Source organism: Streptomyces sp. NPDC008313 (genome assembly GCF_042956125.1).
Taxonomy (GTDB): Bacteria; Actinomycetota; Actinomycetes; order Streptomycetales; family Streptomycetaceae; genus Streptomyces.
The window spans coordinates 175468-190182 of record NZ_JBIBFR010000007.1; the positions used below are offsets into that span (position 1 = coordinate 175468).

The window sequence follows — 14715 nt, forward strand, 5'->3', positions numbered from 1 at the left end:
CGTCAGCCGCCGAGCTTGTCGACGGCCTGGTAGTAGGTCCAGGCGGTCGCGTTGCACGAGGCCTTCTTCACGCTCGAGTACGTGGCGCAGACGCGCTTGAGGTCGGCGTAGAAGGCGTCGTCGAGACGCGACTTGTTGGCGTCGAAGGTGCCGGCCGCGTGGTAGTTGCGGTAGCCGAAGTCGTGCCGGGAGCAGGCGTTCGAGAAGTTGAAGCCGAACGGGTTGTCCGGCGAGGTCGTGCAGTAGTCGGTGGACCAGTCGAAGCCGTACGCGCTCCAGGCGCCCTGGTCGGCGCGGGCCGCCTGGAAGGCGCTGGACGAGGCGGCGCTGGTCTGGGTCCAGCCGCTGAGGACCGTGGCCTTGTCGGCGGGCGCCGCGGTGGCCGCGGTGGCGGGGAGCAGTACGGCGGTGAGCGCGAGGCCGACGGCGGCGAGCGGGGCGGCGGCGAAGCGACGGCGCATGGGGTCTACCTCCGGGGAGAGCGCGGGCAGCCCCGGCGGAGGTCGTCGGGGCGGCCCCAGCGTTCGGCGCGGAGGTACGGCGGATGTATGCCGCTTCTATACGGGCAGCGTGCGGCGCGCGTGACGGGCGGGGCGGCCGGTACCGGGGGCGCGTGACGGCTGGGCGGCGGGGCGGCGGCCCAGGGGCCTTCGCGGGCGCGGGCGTTGGCCGCCGTCGCGGGCGCTCAGGCGCTCAGGCGCTCAGGCGCGGAGGAAGGCCAGGACGGCGAGGACCCTGCGGTGGGTCTCGTCGGCCGGGGGGAGGTCGAGCTTGGTGAGGATGCTGCCGATGTGCTTGCCGACGGCGGCCTCGGTGACGACCAGCTCCCGGGCGATCGCGCCGTTCGACTTGCCCTGGGCGATCAGGGAGAGGACCTCCCGCTCGCGCGGGGTGAGCCGGGCCAGCGGGTCGCGGCGGCGGCGCAGCAGCTGACGGACCACCTCGGGGTCGACGACGGTCCCGCCGCTCGCGACCTCGTTCAGCGCGTCGACGAACTCCTCGACCTGGCCGACCCGGTCCTTGAGCAGATAGCCGACGCCCGATCCGTCGCCGGAGTCGAGGAGTTCGGAGGCGTAGGCCCGCTGCACGTACTGGCTGAGGACCAGGACCGGCAGGGCGGGGCGCTTCTCCCGCAGCCGGACGGCGGCGTGCAGCCCCTCGTCCTTGAGTCCGGGCGGCATCCGCACGTCGGTGACGACGATGTCGGGCTCGTGCTCCTCGACGGCGGCGATCAGGGCCTCCGCGTCGCCGACGGCCGCCGCCACCTCGTGGCCGCAGCGGGTCAGCAGTCCGACGAGTCCCTCACGCAGCAGCACACTGTCCTCGGCGAGGACTACGCGCAGCGCTCGGTCCGCTCGCAAGGGTCGCAAGGAATCTCCACACGCAGCAGGGTCGGTCCGCCCGGCGGGCTGGACAGGGCAAGTCTGCCATCCAGGACCGACACGCGGTCGGCGAGTCCGGTCAGTCCGGTGCCGTCGTCCGTGCTCGCGCCGCCGCGCCCGTCGTCGCGCACCTCCAGGACGAGCCGGCCGTCGTGGTGGCCGCCGGTCACCTCGGCGCGGTCCGCGCCGCTGTGCTTGGCGACGTTGGCGAGGGCCTCGCACACCACGAAGTACGCGGCGGCCTCGACGGCCTGGGGCAAGCGGCCGGGCAGTTCGACGGTGACGTCCACGGGGACGGCGGAGCGGTCGGCGGCGTCGGCTACGGCCGCCTCCAGGCCGTAGTCCGCGAGGACCTTGGGGTGGATGCCCTGGATGAGGTCGCGCAGTTCCGCGAGGGCCTTCCCGGCCTCGTCGTGCGCCTTGGCGAGCTGGTCGGCGAGGGGTCCCGGCGGTGCGTCGAGGCGGGCCAGGCCGAGCGTCATCGTCAGGGCGACGATGCGCTGCTGTGCCCCGTCGTGCAGGTCGCGCTCGATGCGGCGCCGCTCGGCCTCGAAGGCGTCGACCAACCGGACGCGGGAGCGGGTGAGTTCTGTGACCTTCGCGCCCAGGTCACCCTCGCGGGAGGCGATCAGCAGGCGGGTCAGCTCGGCGCGTGCGCCGGCCACGAAACCCAGGGCGTAGCAGCAGACGGCGAGCAGGACGACGCCGAGGAGGGCGACGCCGGTCGCGGCGGGCCAGGAGGTGACGGTCCAGGCCTTGAGCACCTTGGCCTCGCCGTCGCCGAAGGTGGCCATGACCGCCGGGGTGGCGATCATCGACAGCGGGAACAGCAGGCCCAGGGTGACGGCGAGCGCGTCGATGGGCCACAGCAGGACACCGAAGAGCAGGGCGTAGGTGAGTTCACGCCAGGTGGCCTGTTCCTGGAGCCGGGTCGTCAGCCAGTTCCGCAGGCCGGGCCCGCTGGGCGTCCCGTGCTGTCCGGGGGCCGGGTCGAGGTCGACGAGGCGGAGCCTGCGCCGTTCCACGGCGGCCACCGGTATGCCGGCGAGGGCCGTGAGGACGAGCAGGGGCAGGCCGATGAGGACGACGGCGAGGACGCCGCCGACGACGGCGGCGGTCACCACCGTCAGCAGGGCCGCGATCCCGGCGAGGGCGCCGGTGAGCAGGTAGGCGACCGACCGCCAGGGCCACGAGGTGCCGAGGAAGCCGGGCGCCGACATGGCCTGCCACACATTCCGAGGGTGCATGGGGATCACCGTAGAAGGCGCGCGCGTGCGGGGCCATGGGCCCAGTGGGCGGGCGGGGGGTAGTGCCTGCCCTACCCCGGGCGGGTCAGGCGGGGAACGGGCGTGCAGGGTCTTGCCACCGCAGACTCTTGCCATTTTGAAGACCGGATTCCGCCACCGGTTGGCGCAAACAATGGCCAGAGGTTCGCGCTCCAGCGTTTCCGATGGCCACTGCCGTACCACACGGCCGGGGCCGCAACTGGGGGAGTCACGCATGGAATTCCAGCTTCTCGGTCCGGTCGAGGCACGCGCGGGCACACACCGTGTCGCCCTGTCGGGCTCCAAGGTCCACACCGTCCTCGCCGTGCTGCTGCTCGCGCGCGGCCGGGTCGTGGGGGACGGCAGGCTCAGCTCGCTGCTGTGGGGCTGGGACCCGCCGGCCACGATGAACGCCCAGATCTACACGTACATATCGAGGCTCAGGAAGCTGCTGGGCCCCGAGGTCGAGCTCGTCCGCAGGCAGCCGGGCTACCAGCTCGTCGCCGAGGGCGCGCGGGTGGACCTGGTGGAGTTCGAGCGTCTGGACCGGCTCGGCCGGGTGGCGCTGGAGGAGCGTCGGTTCGCCGAGGCCGGGGAACTGCTGCGGCGCGCCCTCGACCTGTGGCAGGGACCGGCGCTGGCGAACGTGACGCCCCACCTCGCCGAGGCGGAGCTGCCCCAGCTGGAGGAGTCCCGGGTGAGCGCCCTGGAGCACCGGATCGAGGCGGACCTCGCCCTCGCCCGGCACCAGCGGCTGGTGCCCGAACTGACCGGGCTGGTCGTGGAGTTCCCCGTACGGGAGCGGCTGCGCGCGCAGCTGATGACGGCGCTGTACCGGTGCGGCCGGCAGGCCGAGGCGCTGCGCGCGTTCCACGAGGGCCGGCAGGTGCTCGCCGAGGAACTGGGCGTGGACCCCGGCACCGACCTCACGGCCACCTACCAGGCGGCGCTGGACGGCGGGCTGGCCCGGCTGCCGCAGCCCGCGCGGCTGGCGACGTCCGCGCCGCACGGGCCGGCGGAGATGCCCGTGATGCTGCCGCCGGACCTCGCCGACTTCACCGGGCGCGAGACCCAGTTCGAGGAGCTGTGCGCGCAGTTGACGCCGGCGCCGGGCCAGGAGCGGCCGCCGTTCCGGCCGCGCCGGCTGCTGATCACCGGCATGGCGGGCGTCGGCAAGTCGGCGCTGGCGGTACGGGTCGCGCACGCGGTCGCCGGGGAGTTCCCCGACGGTCTGCTGCACGCCCGGCTGCGGCACGACGACGGCACGGTCAAGGACTCCTCGACCGTGCTCACGCAGCTGCTGCGGGCACTCGGCGAGACGTCCGACGAGGTCCTGGCGCCCGGTGGCCGGCCGGGGAGGCTGGACGAGCTGATCCGCCTGTACCGCACCCGGACGGCGGGCCGCAAGCTGCTGATCCTGCTGGACGAGGCGGCGAACGAGCTGCAGCTCGACGCGCTCCTTCCGGCCACGGCCGACGCCGCGGTCCTGGTCACCAGCCGCAGCCGGCTCTCCGCGGTCCCCGGGTCCCGCACCACCGCGCTCGAACCCATGGACAGCGCGGAGTCCCTCGCGCTGCTCGCGTCGGTCGCCGGGGTGTCCCGGGTCGCCGTGGAGACGGACGCCGCCCGGGAGATCGCCGCGGCCTGCGCGGGACTGCCGCTGGCCCTGCGGATCGCGGGCACCCGGCTCGCGTCCCGGCCGCACTGGCCCGTCTCCCGGCTGGCCCGGCGCCTGGCCGACCCGGCCGCGCGCGTCGAGGAGCTGAAGGCCGGCGAACTGGACCTGCGGCGCAGCCTCGGCTCGGCGCTGGGCCGCATCACCCCGGCCGAGCGGGCGCTGCTCACCGAGCTGGCCGTGCACCGGCGCACCGCGTTCACCGCGGCGGCGGCCGCCGCGCGGCTCGCGATGCCGGAGGCGGTGGCGGAGGAGCTGCTGGAGCGGCTGGTGGAGCGGTCGCTGCTGGAGATGCCCGGGATCGACTCCGCCGGTGAGCCGAGGTACCGCTTCCACGAGCTGGTGCGGCTCGTCGCGGCGGGGCAGCGGCACCGCGGCGGACGGCGGTTCGCCGGATCGGACCTGGCCGGGGCGGCGGACCGGGAGAGCCGGGTGGCGTGACCGGAGGCCGGGTGGCCTGAGGGGAGCCGGGTGGCCGGGTGGCCTGGGGGGGGAGCCGGAGGTAGCCCTGGCCCTACCCCGGTTGTCTGCCCTGCCGCACTGCGCCTGGTGGCCCGTTCGCGGTTTCGTGGGGGGGCGCGGCGGACGCCGTGTCCGCCTCCGGCGCAGCCTCATGCCACCGCAGTGTCCTGCCAGGCGCCGCGCCAGGCCCGGGGCCCGCGGGCGGAGAACAATGACGTGGCCGGGGATTCCGGCAGGCGCGGGCGCTCGCTGGGGAAGCCGCGCGCCGTGACCGAGGACAGGAGGGCCGGGCAGAGCCATGGAGTTCCGGATGCTCGGCCCGGTGGAGGCCCGCGCGGGGGGTGAGCGGGTCGCCCTGTCGGGCGCGAAGGTGCTGACGGTGCTGGCCGCCCTGCTGCTGGCCCGGGGCCGGGTCGTCACCGACTCCCGGCTCGGCGTGCTGCTGTGGGGCGAGGATCCGCCGGCCACCGCGAGCGCCCAGCTCTACACCCATGTGTCCCGGCTGCGCGGGCGGCTCGGCACGGACGTCGAGATCGTCCGTATGCCCGCCGGATACGCGCTGCTGACCGGGGACTGCCCGGTCGACGTCCACGAGTTCGAGCGGCTGTCCGGGCTGGGCCGCAGGGCGCTGGGCGACGGCGCGTACGGGGAGGCGGCGGCGCTGCTGCGGGCCGCACTCGGCCTGTGGCACGGGCCCGCGCTGGCGGACGCGACACCGGGGCTGGCCGCCGCGGAACGCCCGCGGCTGGAGGAGGCGTGGGCCGCCGCGCTGGAGAACCGGATCGAGGCGGATCTGGCGCTGGGCCGGGAGGAGACGCTGGTCGCCGAACTGACCGCCCTCGTCGGCGAGTTCCCGGTACGTGAGCGGCTGCGGATCCAGTTGATGACGGCGCTGGCACGCTGCGGGCGCCAGGCGGACGCGGTCCTGCTCTACCAGCGGGGCCGCGCGGTCCTCGCCGAGGAGCTGGGCATCGACCCGGGGCCACGACTCGCCGCCGCGTACCTCGCCCTGCTGCGCGGCGAGCTCGCCCGCGTCCCCGCCCCGCCGGAATCCGCCCGGCCGGGGCCGTACGCGGACGGCGGCACGTCAGGTCAGCAGCTGCCGGGCCCACCACGCCCGCACACCTGCCAGGGCGCCCAGCGTGTACGCGGCGGCCGGCAGCAGGAGCAGACCGAGGAGCGCCAGTGCGAAGGCGTGCGGGTACGACGTGACCATCCACTCCTTCAGCGCCATGGTGTACGTGCCGTGGCCTGTCGTCGCCAGCATCACGGGCGTCGCGAGGAGGCCGACGGGGAGGGTCAGCGCGAAGACCACGGCCAGCAGGTCGAGCGGCCACAGGACCGTCGCGAACAGCAGCGTGTAGAGCAGCTCCCGCCAGGTGGCCCGCTCCCGGAACCGGGCCAGCGCCCACTTCCGTACGCCCTCGTCCGGCACCGGCAGGTGCGGGCTGGCGGCGGCGCCGCGCTCGACGATCCGCAGCCGGCGCCGCTCCACAGCCCCCACCGGCAGGCCGGCGAGGGCCACCGCGGCGAGCAGCGGCAGTCCGATCAGCGCCACCGACAGGGCGCCGCCGACGGCCAGTCCCGCCGCGAGGGCGGCGAGCGCCGGGACACCGACGAGGCAGCCGCTCAGCAGATACGCGACGGACCGCCAGGGCGCGGAGGAGAGCAGGAACGTACGGCCGCCGAGGGCCTGCCACATCGTTGTCTTTGCCATGCCCTCACCGTAGGAAAGGGGCAACCCCCCTGCCCAGCAGGACAGTTCTACCTTCGGGGTAGGTCTGGCCCTACCCCCGGGACTCGGCTGTGCCGCAATGTGCCGCGCACCCCTTTCGCGGTTTCGTTGAGGCATCGCAAGGGAGCGCCGCGACAGCGGAGCCGAACCGAGTCCAACGGGAGCGCAGATGCCGGCCGACGAGTACACGCCCAGCGACCTCCGCCCCGCCCGCACCCGGGCCGCCGGCCGGCTGCCGTCCGCGGTGGACGCGCTGACCGTGGTCTTCTCCGGCCCGCGGCCGGGCACCGCCGACACCCGTGCGGTCGTCCCGGCGAGGATCGCCGGCCGGATGTGGGTGGCCGAGGCCCCGGGGGCGTACGAGCGCGTCTCGTACCGGACGCGGCACGGCCACGTCACCCACGTGCTCGGCTGACCGTGCTCCCGAACACGCGTACCGACCTCCCGGCACCACGACACAGCGGCACCACGACACAGCGGACGCAGCAGACACAGCGGACGCGAAAGAACCAGAAGAAGAGGCTCTGATGACGCAGCGCACCCGTACCGCCACCACGTCCCTCCGCGGCACCCGCACGGCCAGGACCGTGGCGCTGTGCGCCGCGCTCCTCGCGGCCGGCGCGACGCTCACCGCCTGCGGCGGCGAGGACGACGAGAAGTCCACCAGCAGTTCCTACACCGTCGACGGCGACGTCACCGCGCTGTCGGTGACGACACCCGGCGGCAGCATCGAGGTGGTCGCCGCGAGCGGCGACAGCGTGAAGGTGACCGAGAGGATCCGCTACACCGGCGACAAGCCGAAGACCGAGCACAGCACCAGCGGCGGCACCCTGTCCCTGCTGCCCGGCGACGACTGCGGCCCGGCGGGCGGCCCCGGCACCTGCAAGGTCAGCTACCGGGTGGAGGTCCCCAAGGACGTGTCCGCCGTCCTCGACAGCTCCGGCGGCGACGTCACGGTGACCGGCCTGGCCGGCGCGATCGACGTGAAGGCCGGCGGCGGCAAGGTGCGCGCCGACGACGTGGCCGCGAAGAGCCTGCGGGTGTCGGCCCAGGGCGGCAGCGTGCGGGCCGGCTTCACCACCGCCCCCTCCAGCGTCGACGTCGACACCAAGTCGGGCGACGTGACGGTGCGGGTGCCCAACGAGGCGTACGCGGTGCAGGTGTCCGCCAAGGGCGGCAGCGAGAAGGTCGGGGTGCGCACGGACCCCGCCTCCGACCGGAAGATCAAGCTGAACACGGAGGGCGGCAGCGTCCGGCTGACCACGGCGGCCTGACCGGCGCACCACGAGGGAGGGGCCCGGCGCTTCGAGCGCCGGGCCCCTCCCTCGTCGTGCGCGGGCGACCGCCCCGCCTCAGCGCGCGTCGGACGGTTCCGCCATCGCGACCGCGATCCTCCGCGGGCCGGTGAACGGCTCGCGGCCGTGCGCGGCCCGCATGTTGTCGACCACCAGGACGTCGCCGAGCCGCCAGTCGAAGCGCGTGGACGCGGCCCGGTAGGCGGCGCGCAGCTCGTCCATGACGCTGTCGGGGATGACCCCGCCGTCGCCGTAGTACGTGTTCGTCGGCAGGTCCTCGTCGGGGAAGATCTCCCGCAGCCCCTCCCCCACCTCCGGGGCGAGCGAGGTGACGTGGAAGAACGTGGCGTGGTTGAACCAGACCCGGTCCCCGGTCACCGGGTGGGTGTGCACCGCCTGCCGCAGCGCCGTGGTGCGCAGCCCGCCGTCGGGCCGCCAGTGCACCTGGAGCCCCTTGTCCCGGCAGTACGCGGCCACCCGGTCGCGGTCGGAGGTGCTGAACGTCTCCTGCCAGGGCACGCCGAAGTCGCCGTGGAAGTTGCGCACCACCCGCCAGCCGCGCCGCTCGAACTCCTCCCGCAGGGCGGGATCGAGGGACCGGTACACCTCGCGGATGTCGGCGAGCGGTGTCGCGCCCTCGGTGTGCGCCTCGGCGAGGCAGGCGAAGTACAGGGTCAGCGGCCAGGCGGCCTGGTAGGAGTTCTCGTTGTGCAGGAAGATCTCCTCGTCCGCCGGGTAGTCGGTGGACGTGTAGACCTGGCCGGTGATCGTGGAGCGGGGCGAGGACCGCTCCGCGTAGGTCAGCGGGGCGCTGCCGGAGAAGGACCGCACGGTCCCGTCCAGGCCCTCGGCGCCCCCGGAGTCGAAGCCGCGCAGCAGGACGGCGCCGTGCTCGGTGAGCAGCTCGCGCAGTTCCCGCCGGTGTGCGTCGATGTGCGCCCGCACCGGGCCGGAGCCCGTCACGCAGGCGGCAAGCGAGCCCCGCAGCGGGCCCGTCTCGGTGATGGTCATGTGCTGACTGCTCCTTCGGGGACGGCCGGGGCCCGGCCGGACGCGTCGTCGTGCCGGACGACGACGGGGCCGGTGCTGCCCGCCTCGCGGGCGAGCGCGGCGAACAGGTGGGGTGCGGCGGGCACGTCCTGGACGATCCAGTCCGTGGGCCCCGTCGGTTCCTCGTGCCGCACGGACACGGGGCCCTCCCGCGCGGGCTGTACGTCGAGGGCGCGCAGGTCGGTGAGGATGCCGACGCCGCTGGCCTTGACGACGGCCTCCTTGCGGGTCCAGCAGCGGAAGAAGGCCGCCGTCCGGCCCGCCTCCGTGGACTGGCCGCGCAGATGGCGCAGTTCGGCGCGGGACATCATCAGCTCGGCCGAGCCGTCGACGTCGAGGCTGCGCGCGTCCTCCAGGTCGATGCCGACCTGCCGCCCCGCGGTGACGGCGACGATCCAGTGCGGCCCCGACCGGGAGAGATTGAAGTCGAGGCCGGTGTCCGGCGCGCTCACGCGGGGGCGCCCGTGTTCGGGGTGCTCGCAGCGCGGGCAGGGCCGGCGCCCGAAGCGGATCGCCTCCGGCGGTGTGCCGAGGTAGCGGGCGAGAATGCGGCGGAGCGCCGCGTGGGCACCCGCGTAACGGGTGCCCGCTTCCTGGGATCTGCGGCGTACGACGAGGAGCTCCTCGTCGGACAGCAGCGCGGCGTCCGCCGGATCGAGCAGCCCGGCCGAGCTGCCCTGCCAGACGTGCACGGCGCCGGTGTCGAGAAGCTCCCGGTACTCGGCGCCCACCGCCCGGTCCGCCGGCTGGTCCGCCCGGTTGGTCGGCCGGCTCATCGGCTGTCCCCCCTTTCCCGGTGGTTCCCGGTGGGTCGTGGTCAGTCGGACATGGCGACGAGCACGCGGCGGTCGCCGGTGAAGGGGCGCCGGCCGTGGGCCAGGAGCACGTTGTCGATGAGCAGCAGGTCGCCGCGGCGCCAGTCGACGTCGACGGCGGCGTCGAGACCGCGGTCGCGGATCTGCTCCACGTACTCGGCGGGGATGGGGGTGCCGTCGGCGAAGGTCACGGTCTGCGGCAGCTCGTCCTCGGGCAGGATCTGGGCGAGGGCCGCCGCGGTGTCGTCGCCGAGTCCCGCGGGGTGCCACTGGTCGGCCTGGTTGAACCACACCTCGGTGCCGGTGACCGGGTGGTGGGTGGTGGAGGGGCGTACGGAGCTGATCCGGATGCCGCCGTCCGCCTTCCACTCCCAGGTCGCGCCGGTGCCCTTCAGGAACGCCTCGACGGCTGCCCGGTCGGTGGTCTCGAAGGTGTCCTGCCAGCTCTTGCCGAGGCCGTAGCCGTCGTGCAGGTTCTGCAGGTAGCGCACCCCGCCGGCGAACGCCTCGCGCACCTCGGGGTCGAGGCCCGCCAGCCACTGGGCGGCGTCGACGACGGGGGTGGCGCCGTGACCGCCGGGCTGGACCTCGCAGTAGAAGGCGAGCCGGGCGGGCCAGGCGTGGGCGTAGCTCATCTCGTTGTGCATCGAGATGGTGAACTCCTGCGGGTACTCCGTGGAGGTGTACACGTTGCTGCCGACCTTGGTGCGCGGCGAGTTGCCGTGCACGTAGGCGAGCCGGTTGGGCAGCAGCAGGTCGAGGACGGGATCGAGTTCGTCACGGGTGACGTCGAACCCCCGGAACACCAGCCCCTTCTCCTGGGTGAGCAGGTCGGTGAGACCGCCGGGACCCATCTCCTTCAGGCGGTTCACCAGCTCGTCGGCGCCGCCGGTGGCCTCGGCCTCGATCTCGAGCGGCGTCCAGGTCCTCATATGCGTCATCGTCTGCTTCCTTTCGGTGCGTGCATTGTCTTTACGAGGTCCATGGCCGAGCTATGTTTTCGCTACAGCGACGCGGACGCCGTCCAGTCGCCGGGCCACGTCGGCCAGCAGCTCGTCCTCGCGGGGCACGAGATAGAAGTGGTCGCCCTCGAAGGCGCGCAGCGTGAAGTCGCCGGACGTGGTCAGTTCCGCCCAGGCCAGCACGTGTTCGCGTACGCAGCCGTGGTCGTCGGTGCCCACGTAGGCGGTGATCGGGGAGCGCAGGGGGGCCGGGGCGGCGGGCCGGTAGGTCTCGATCAGCCGGTAGTCGGCGCGCAGCGGCGGCAGCAGCAGTTCGCGCAGCTCGGGGATGTCGAACGCCTCGGAGCCCAGGTCGCCCAGGGAGCGGATGCCGGCGATCAGCGTCTCGTCGTCGGCCTCGTGCAGTCCGGTGTGCTTGGCGCGGTGCGGGGCGGCCCGGCCGGAGACCAGCAGCCGCTCGGGGCTCACACCGTGCCGTGCCTCCAGGCGTGCCGCGACCTCGTAGGCCACGGACGAGCCCATGCTGTGGCCGAAGAACACCAGCGGCAGGCCGAGGTGGTCCGTGAGGGCGTCGGTGATCGCGTCGGCGAGGACGTCCATGGACTCGACGCACGGCTCGGCGAGCCGGTCCTGGCGGCCGGGGTAGCGGACGGCGAGGAGTTCGACGTCGTCGGGCAGCCGGGACGGCCAGGTGTGGAAGAGCTGGGCGGTGCCGCCCGCGTGCGGGAAGCACACGAGCCGCAGACGCGGCGCCGCGCTCCTTCGGTGGCGGCGGAACCAGGGGCCGGTGTCGGCCCGTGCGGTCACGGCGGGAGGCAACGGTCCTCCTCCTTCTGGGGGTTACGGGACTGTGGGGTACGAGGCTGTGCGGTACGAGGCTGTGGGTCACGGGGCCGGCGCGAGGGCCCGGCTCAGTCGAAGAGGCCGGTCTCGGTGCGCCGGGCGTGGTCGTAGAGGGGCTGGAAGTTCATCCAGCCGATGAGGTCGTCGCCGACCTCGCGGTAGGTGTGCAGGGCGTTCTCGTGGCTGATGTGGACGACCTTCCCGGCCGCCTTCGCCAGCAGCTGCACCTGGCAGGAGCGCTCCATCGTGATGAACCACCAGGCGGCCGCGTCGACGGTGTCGCCGACGGTGAGCAGCCCGTGGTTGCGCAGGATGAGCGCCTTGTGCGGGCCGAGCGCCTCGGCGAGCCTGCGGCCCTCCTCGAGCTCGGTGACGGGTCCGGTGTAGTCGTCGAACAGGGCGTGGTCCTGGTAGAAGGCGCACACGTCCTGGGTGAGCGGTTCGAGCAGTTCGCCGAGCGCCGACAGGGCACGCCCGTACGTGGAGTGGGTGTGCGCGGCGGCGACGACATCGGGCCGGGCCTCGTGGATCTGCGAGTGGATCGCGAACGCGGCCCGGTTGACGTGGTACCTGCCCTCCACGACGCGGCCCTCGCTGTCCACGAGGAGCAGGTCGCTGACGCTGAGGTGCTTGAAGGACAGGCCGAACGGGTTGACCCAGAAGTGGTCCTCGAGTTCCGGGTCGCGGGCAGTGACGTGGCCGGCGTTGCCCTCCTCGAAGCCGAACCGGCCGAAGATGCGCAGGGCGGCGGCCAGCCTCTCCTTGCGGTGGGCGCGTTCCTCTTCCAGGGTGTCGAACAGCGGCGGGGCGCTGAGCATGAGGGAGTCGCTCAAAGGGGGGCTCCTTCGGTCCGGTCGGGGGCGGTGGGGGGGTCGGTGGCGGGCCGGCCGCCGTCGGCCGCCGGGGTGCCTGCGGGCGCGGTGCCCGCGGGCACGGTCTCGGCGGGCACGGTGTCGGGGGACGCGGTGTCGGCGGGCGTGTCCTCCGAGCGCAGCGCGGGGCTGAGCGCCGCGAGCGCGGCCAGCAGGGCCATGACGCCGCCGACGAGCAGGACGGAACGGGTGGTGCCCCAGGCGGCCAGGACGAGACCGCCGCCGAGGGAGCCGAGCGCGTTGGTGCCGGAGCCGAGGAGGTTCGCGGTGGCGGCGACCCGGCCCTGCATGGCGTCCGGGGTGACGCGCACCTGGTAGACGCCGGCCGCGACGTTGAACACGGCGCCGACCAGGCTCGTACCGGCGAACAGGGCGCCGAGGCCGAGCGGTTCGCGGACCAGGGCCATCGACGTCATCAGGACGGCCCAGGCGGTGGCGCCGCCGACGAGGATGGCGCGCTGGCTGAACCTGCGCAGCCACCAGCCGCCGCTCAGCGCGCCGAGCATCCCGCCGGCACCGCTGCACACGACCACGATGGACAGGGTCGCCGGTGACCGGCCGTCCTCCTTGATCATCAGGATCAGGGCGAGGCTCAGCACCTGGAAGAGGATGTTGCTGCCCGCGACGATGCCGAGGGCCGCGCGCAGGAACCGCTGCCGCCACAGCCACCGCATGCCCTCGGCGACCTCGGTGCGCAGCCGTCCGGGCCGGGTCTTGCGTTCGGCCTGGAAGTCCTTCCTGATGAGCAGCAGGGAGCCGAGCGAGACGAGATAGCCGACGGCGGCGAACAGGAACGGCGCCCAGCGGACCAGGGAGTGCAGCAGGATGCCGCCGGGCTGGCCGACCAGTCCGGCGGCCCGGCCGCGGGCCTCGTTGCCGGCCAGCGCGGTCGGCAGCTGCTCGACGGGCACGACGTTGCGGACGGCGCCGCGTTCGGCGAGCCGGTAGAAGACGTTCAGACAGGACTCGGTGAACGCGACGGCCGCCAGGTGCGGCACCGACACCGTCCCGGACAGGACGGCCCCGGCGACCGTGGCCAGCGCCAGGAAGCGGCCCGCCTCGCAGATCACCATCAGGCGCCGCCGGTCCCAGCGGTCGACGAGCGCTCCGGCGGGCAGCTGGATGAGCAGCAGCGGCAGCAGCGCGGCGAACGACACCACGGACGTGGCGAGCGGCGACCCGGTGGTCCAGAGCACCACCAGCGGGTACGCGGCGGCGCTGACCCGGCTGCTGAGGAAGGAGGCGGCGGCCCCCGACCACAGCAGCCGGAAGTCGCGGTTCTTGCGCAGCGGCGGCATGGGGGCGGCGCTGTCGGTCGGCGGTGCCTCGCCCATGACGCTCACGGGCGGGTTCCCGGGCCGGCGGGGGCGGCCGTGCGGCACCACTCGAGGACGGCCATCGCGCTGTGCATCTTGTTCTCGGCCTGGTCGAAGGCGATGCTCGCCGGGCCGTCCAGGACCTCCGCGGTGACCTCGTCGCCGCGGTGGGCGGGCAGGTCGTGCAGGAACACCGCCTTGGGGCTGGCGAGCCACAGGCCGGCGGTCACCTGGAAGGGGGCGAACACCCGCCGCCAGTCGGCGTCGGGCTTGCTGGTGCCGGTGGTCTGCCAGCGCGTCGTGTAGATCGCGTCGAGGTCCTCGGGCAGGTCCGCCATGTCGTGCCGCTCGCGCAGGACCGCGCCGTGCCGGGCGGCGTGCGCCTCGGCCCTGCGGCGGACCGGCTCGGTGAGGCCGTATCCCGGCGGGGTGCGCAGCTCGAACTCGACACCGGGGAACCGGCTCAGGCCGAGGGCGAGGGCGGCGGCGGTGTTGTTGCCCTCGCCGACGTACAGGACGCGCAGCCCCTCGACGCGGCCGAACCGCCCGTACAGCGTGGTCAGGTCGGTGAGCCCCTGGGTGGGGTGCTCGTCGGCGCTCATCGCGTTCACGACGGACATCCGGTCCTGGGCCGCCCAGGCCCGCATCTCCGCCGGGTCGCCCGCGGTGCGCGCCACCAGCACGTCGAGCATCCGGGACATGACGCGCCCGGTGTCCTCGCTGGTCTCGCCGGTGTTGAGCTGGAGGTCGCCGGGCCCGTACGCGATGATCTGCGCGCCGAGCCGCAGGGCGCCGCTGGAGAAGGCGGTGCGGGTCCTGGTGGACGTCTTGGCGAAGTAGATGCCGGCGATCTGCCCGTCCAGCGGGCGTACGGGGCCGGTCTGGCCGGAGGCGAAGGCGGCGCCGCGCGTCACGAGGGCGGTGAGCTCGTCGTCCGTGAGGTCGTCGAGGGATATCAGGTGTCGCATGAGGATGTCCTTCCGGTGGGGTCCGCGGGGGGCCGGTCGGGCTCCCCGCGGACCGGGACGGGCCGGGTCGGGTCG

General features: G+C 74.1%; 14 protein-coding genes and 1 pseudogene. 4 read left to right on the forward strand and 11 right to left on the reverse strand.

Going from position 1 to position 14715, the window contains the following annotated elements:
- Positions 1 to 2: 2 nt before the first annotated feature.
- From ACFY93_RS11995 to ACFY93_RS12005, 3 genes are all read right to left on the reverse strand, one after another.
- Positions 3 to 461, reverse strand: a complete 459-nt coding sequence (locus ACFY93_RS11995) for a phospholipase A2 (protein ID WP_391356585.1) — start codon at positions 459 to 461, stop codon at positions 3 to 5.
- Positions 462 to 701: 240 nt separating this feature from the next.
- Positions 702 to 1361: a response regulator gene (locus ACFY93_RS12000; protein WP_391356588.1), complete on the reverse strand. Its 660-nt coding sequence runs from the start codon at positions 1359 to 1361 to the stop codon at positions 702 to 704.
- The gene (locus tag ACFY93_RS12005) at positions 1334 to 2602 is read right to left on the reverse strand and encodes a sensor domain-containing protein (protein WP_391356834.1); all 1269 of its coding nucleotides are present in this window, start codon (positions 2600 to 2602) and stop codon (positions 1334 to 1336) included. Before ACFY93_RS12005 ends, ACFY93_RS12000 begins: the two co-directional genes overlap by 28 nt.
- A 280-nt stretch (positions 2603 to 2882) precedes the next feature.
- Here ACFY93_RS12005 and ACFY93_RS12010 point away from each other — a divergent pair, with 280 nt between their 5' ends.
- Together ACFY93_RS12010 and ACFY93_RS12015 are read left to right on the forward strand one after the other, a co-directional pair.
- Positions 2883 to 4763, forward strand: a complete 1881-nt coding sequence (locus ACFY93_RS12010; RefSeq protein ID WP_391356591.1) for a BTAD domain-containing putative transcriptional regulator — start codon at positions 2883 to 2885, stop codon at positions 4761 to 4763.
- Positions 4764 to 5094: 331 nt separating this feature from the next.
- Positions 5095 to 5787: pseudogene (locus ACFY93_RS12015) on the forward strand (BTAD domain-containing putative transcriptional regulator); the annotation flags it as partial.
- Between the two features lie 84 nt (positions 5788 to 5871).
- Here the strand turns inward: ACFY93_RS12015 and ACFY93_RS12020 are convergent.
- On the reverse strand, positions 5872 to 6501 hold the full coding sequence (locus tag ACFY93_RS12020; protein ID WP_391356593.1) for a sensor domain-containing protein: 630 nt from the start codon (positions 6499 to 6501) through the stop codon (positions 5872 to 5874).
- A gap of 187 nt (positions 6502 to 6688) precedes the next feature.
- Here ACFY93_RS12020 and ACFY93_RS12025 point away from each other — a divergent pair, with 187 nt between their 5' ends.
- Positions 6689 to 6934 carry a hypothetical protein gene (locus ACFY93_RS12025; RefSeq protein WP_391356595.1) on the forward strand — a complete coding sequence of 82 codons (246 nt, stop codon included), beginning with the start codon at positions 6689 to 6691 and terminating at the stop codon, positions 6932 to 6934.
- Positions 6935 to 7046: 112 nt separating this feature from the next.
- Positions 7047 to 7793: a DUF4097 family beta strand repeat-containing protein gene (locus ACFY93_RS12030; protein ID WP_391356597.1), complete on the forward strand. Its 747-nt coding sequence runs from the start codon at positions 7047 to 7049 to the stop codon at positions 7791 to 7793.
- A gap of 78 nt (positions 7794 to 7871) precedes the next feature.
- Here the strand turns inward: ACFY93_RS12030 and ACFY93_RS12035 are convergent, their stop codons facing one another.
- The 7 genes from ACFY93_RS12035 to ACFY93_RS12065 form a co-directional block, all read right to left on the reverse strand.
- Positions 7872 to 8825, reverse strand: coding sequence for a TauD/TfdA family dioxygenase (locus tag ACFY93_RS12035; RefSeq protein ID WP_391356599.1), 954 nt, complete (start codon positions 8823 to 8825; stop codon positions 7872 to 7874).
- Positions 8822 to 9640, reverse strand: a complete 819-nt coding sequence (locus ACFY93_RS12040; RefSeq protein WP_391356601.1) for a 4'-phosphopantetheinyl transferase superfamily protein — start codon at positions 9638 to 9640, stop codon at positions 8822 to 8824. Before ACFY93_RS12040 ends, ACFY93_RS12035 begins: the two co-directional genes overlap by 4 nt.
- Before the next feature lie 41 nt (positions 9641 to 9681).
- Positions 9682 to 10620: a TauD/TfdA family dioxygenase gene (locus tag ACFY93_RS12045; RefSeq protein WP_391356604.1), complete on the reverse strand. Its 939-nt coding sequence runs from the start codon at positions 10618 to 10620 to the stop codon at positions 9682 to 9684.
- 51 nt (positions 10621 to 10671) lie between these two features.
- A complete protein-coding gene (locus tag ACFY93_RS12050; RefSeq protein ID WP_391356607.1) occupies positions 10672 to 11460 on the reverse strand; it encodes an alpha/beta fold hydrolase in 789 nt (262 codons plus the stop codon).
- 92 nt (positions 11461 to 11552) lie between these two features.
- Positions 11553 to 12302 carry a class II aldolase/adducin family protein gene (locus ACFY93_RS12055; protein ID WP_391356837.1) on the reverse strand — a complete coding sequence of 250 codons (750 nt, stop codon included), beginning with the start codon at positions 12300 to 12302 and terminating at the stop codon, positions 11553 to 11555.
- 11 nt (positions 12303 to 12313) lie between these two features.
- On the reverse strand, positions 12314 to 13690 hold the full coding sequence (locus tag ACFY93_RS12060; RefSeq protein ID WP_391356840.1) for an MFS transporter: 1377 nt from the start codon (positions 13688 to 13690) through the stop codon (positions 12314 to 12316).
- A gap of 5 nt (positions 13691 to 13695) precedes the next feature.
- Positions 13696 to 14640, reverse strand: a complete 945-nt coding sequence (locus tag ACFY93_RS12065) for an ornithine carbamoyltransferase (protein ID WP_391356610.1) — start codon at positions 14638 to 14640, stop codon at positions 13696 to 13698.
- Between the last annotated feature and the right edge of the window lie 75 nt (positions 14641 to 14715).

What these genes read in the sequence shown, in the direction of transcription:
- ACFY93_RS12020 (WP_391356593.1), bottom strand. Translation starts at nt 6,501, where the DNA reads ATGGCAAAGACAACGATGTGGCAGGCCCTCGGCGGCCGTACGTTCCTG.
- ACFY93_RS12035 (WP_391356599.1), bottom strand. Translation starts at nt 8,825, where the DNA reads ATGACCATCACCGAGACGGGCCCGCTGCGGGGCTCGCTTGCCGCCTGC.
- ACFY93_RS12055 (WP_391356837.1), bottom strand. Translation starts at nt 12,302, where the DNA reads ATGCTCAGCGCCCCGCCGCTGTTCGACACCCTGGAAGAGGAACGCGCC.
- ACFY93_RS12005 (WP_391356834.1), bottom strand. Translation starts at nt 2,602, where the DNA reads ATGTCGGCGCCCGGCTTCCTCGGCACCTCGTGGCCCTGGCGGTCGGTC.
- ACFY93_RS12065 (WP_391356610.1), bottom strand. Translation starts at nt 14,640, where the DNA reads ATGCGACACCTGATATCCCTCGACGACCTCACGGACGACGAGCTCACC.
- ACFY93_RS12030 (WP_391356597.1), top strand. Translation starts at nt 7,047, where the DNA reads ATGACGCAGCGCACCCGTACCGCCACCACGTCCCTCCGCGGCACCCGC.
- ACFY93_RS12010 (WP_391356591.1), top strand. Translation starts at nt 2,883, where the DNA reads ATGGAATTCCAGCTTCTCGGTCCGGTCGAGGCACGCGCGGGCACACAC.
- ACFY93_RS12060 (WP_391356840.1), bottom strand. Translation starts at nt 13,690, where the DNA reads ATGGGCGAGGCACCGCCGACCGACAGCGCCGCCCCCATGCCGCCGCTG.
- ACFY93_RS11995 (WP_391356585.1), bottom strand. Translation starts at nt 461, where the DNA reads ATGCGCCGTCGCTTCGCCGCCGCCCCGCTCGCCGCCGTCGGCCTCGCG.
- ACFY93_RS12045 (WP_391356604.1), bottom strand. Translation starts at nt 10,620, where the DNA reads ATGACGCATATGAGGACCTGGACGCCGCTCGAGATCGAGGCCGAGGCC.
- ACFY93_RS12025 (WP_391356595.1), top strand. Translation starts at nt 6,689, where the DNA reads ATGCCGGCCGACGAGTACACGCCCAGCGACCTCCGCCCCGCCCGCACC.
- ACFY93_RS12040 (WP_391356601.1), bottom strand. Translation starts at nt 9,640, where the DNA reads ATGAGCCGGCCGACCAACCGGGCGGACCAGCCGGCGGACCGGGCGGTG.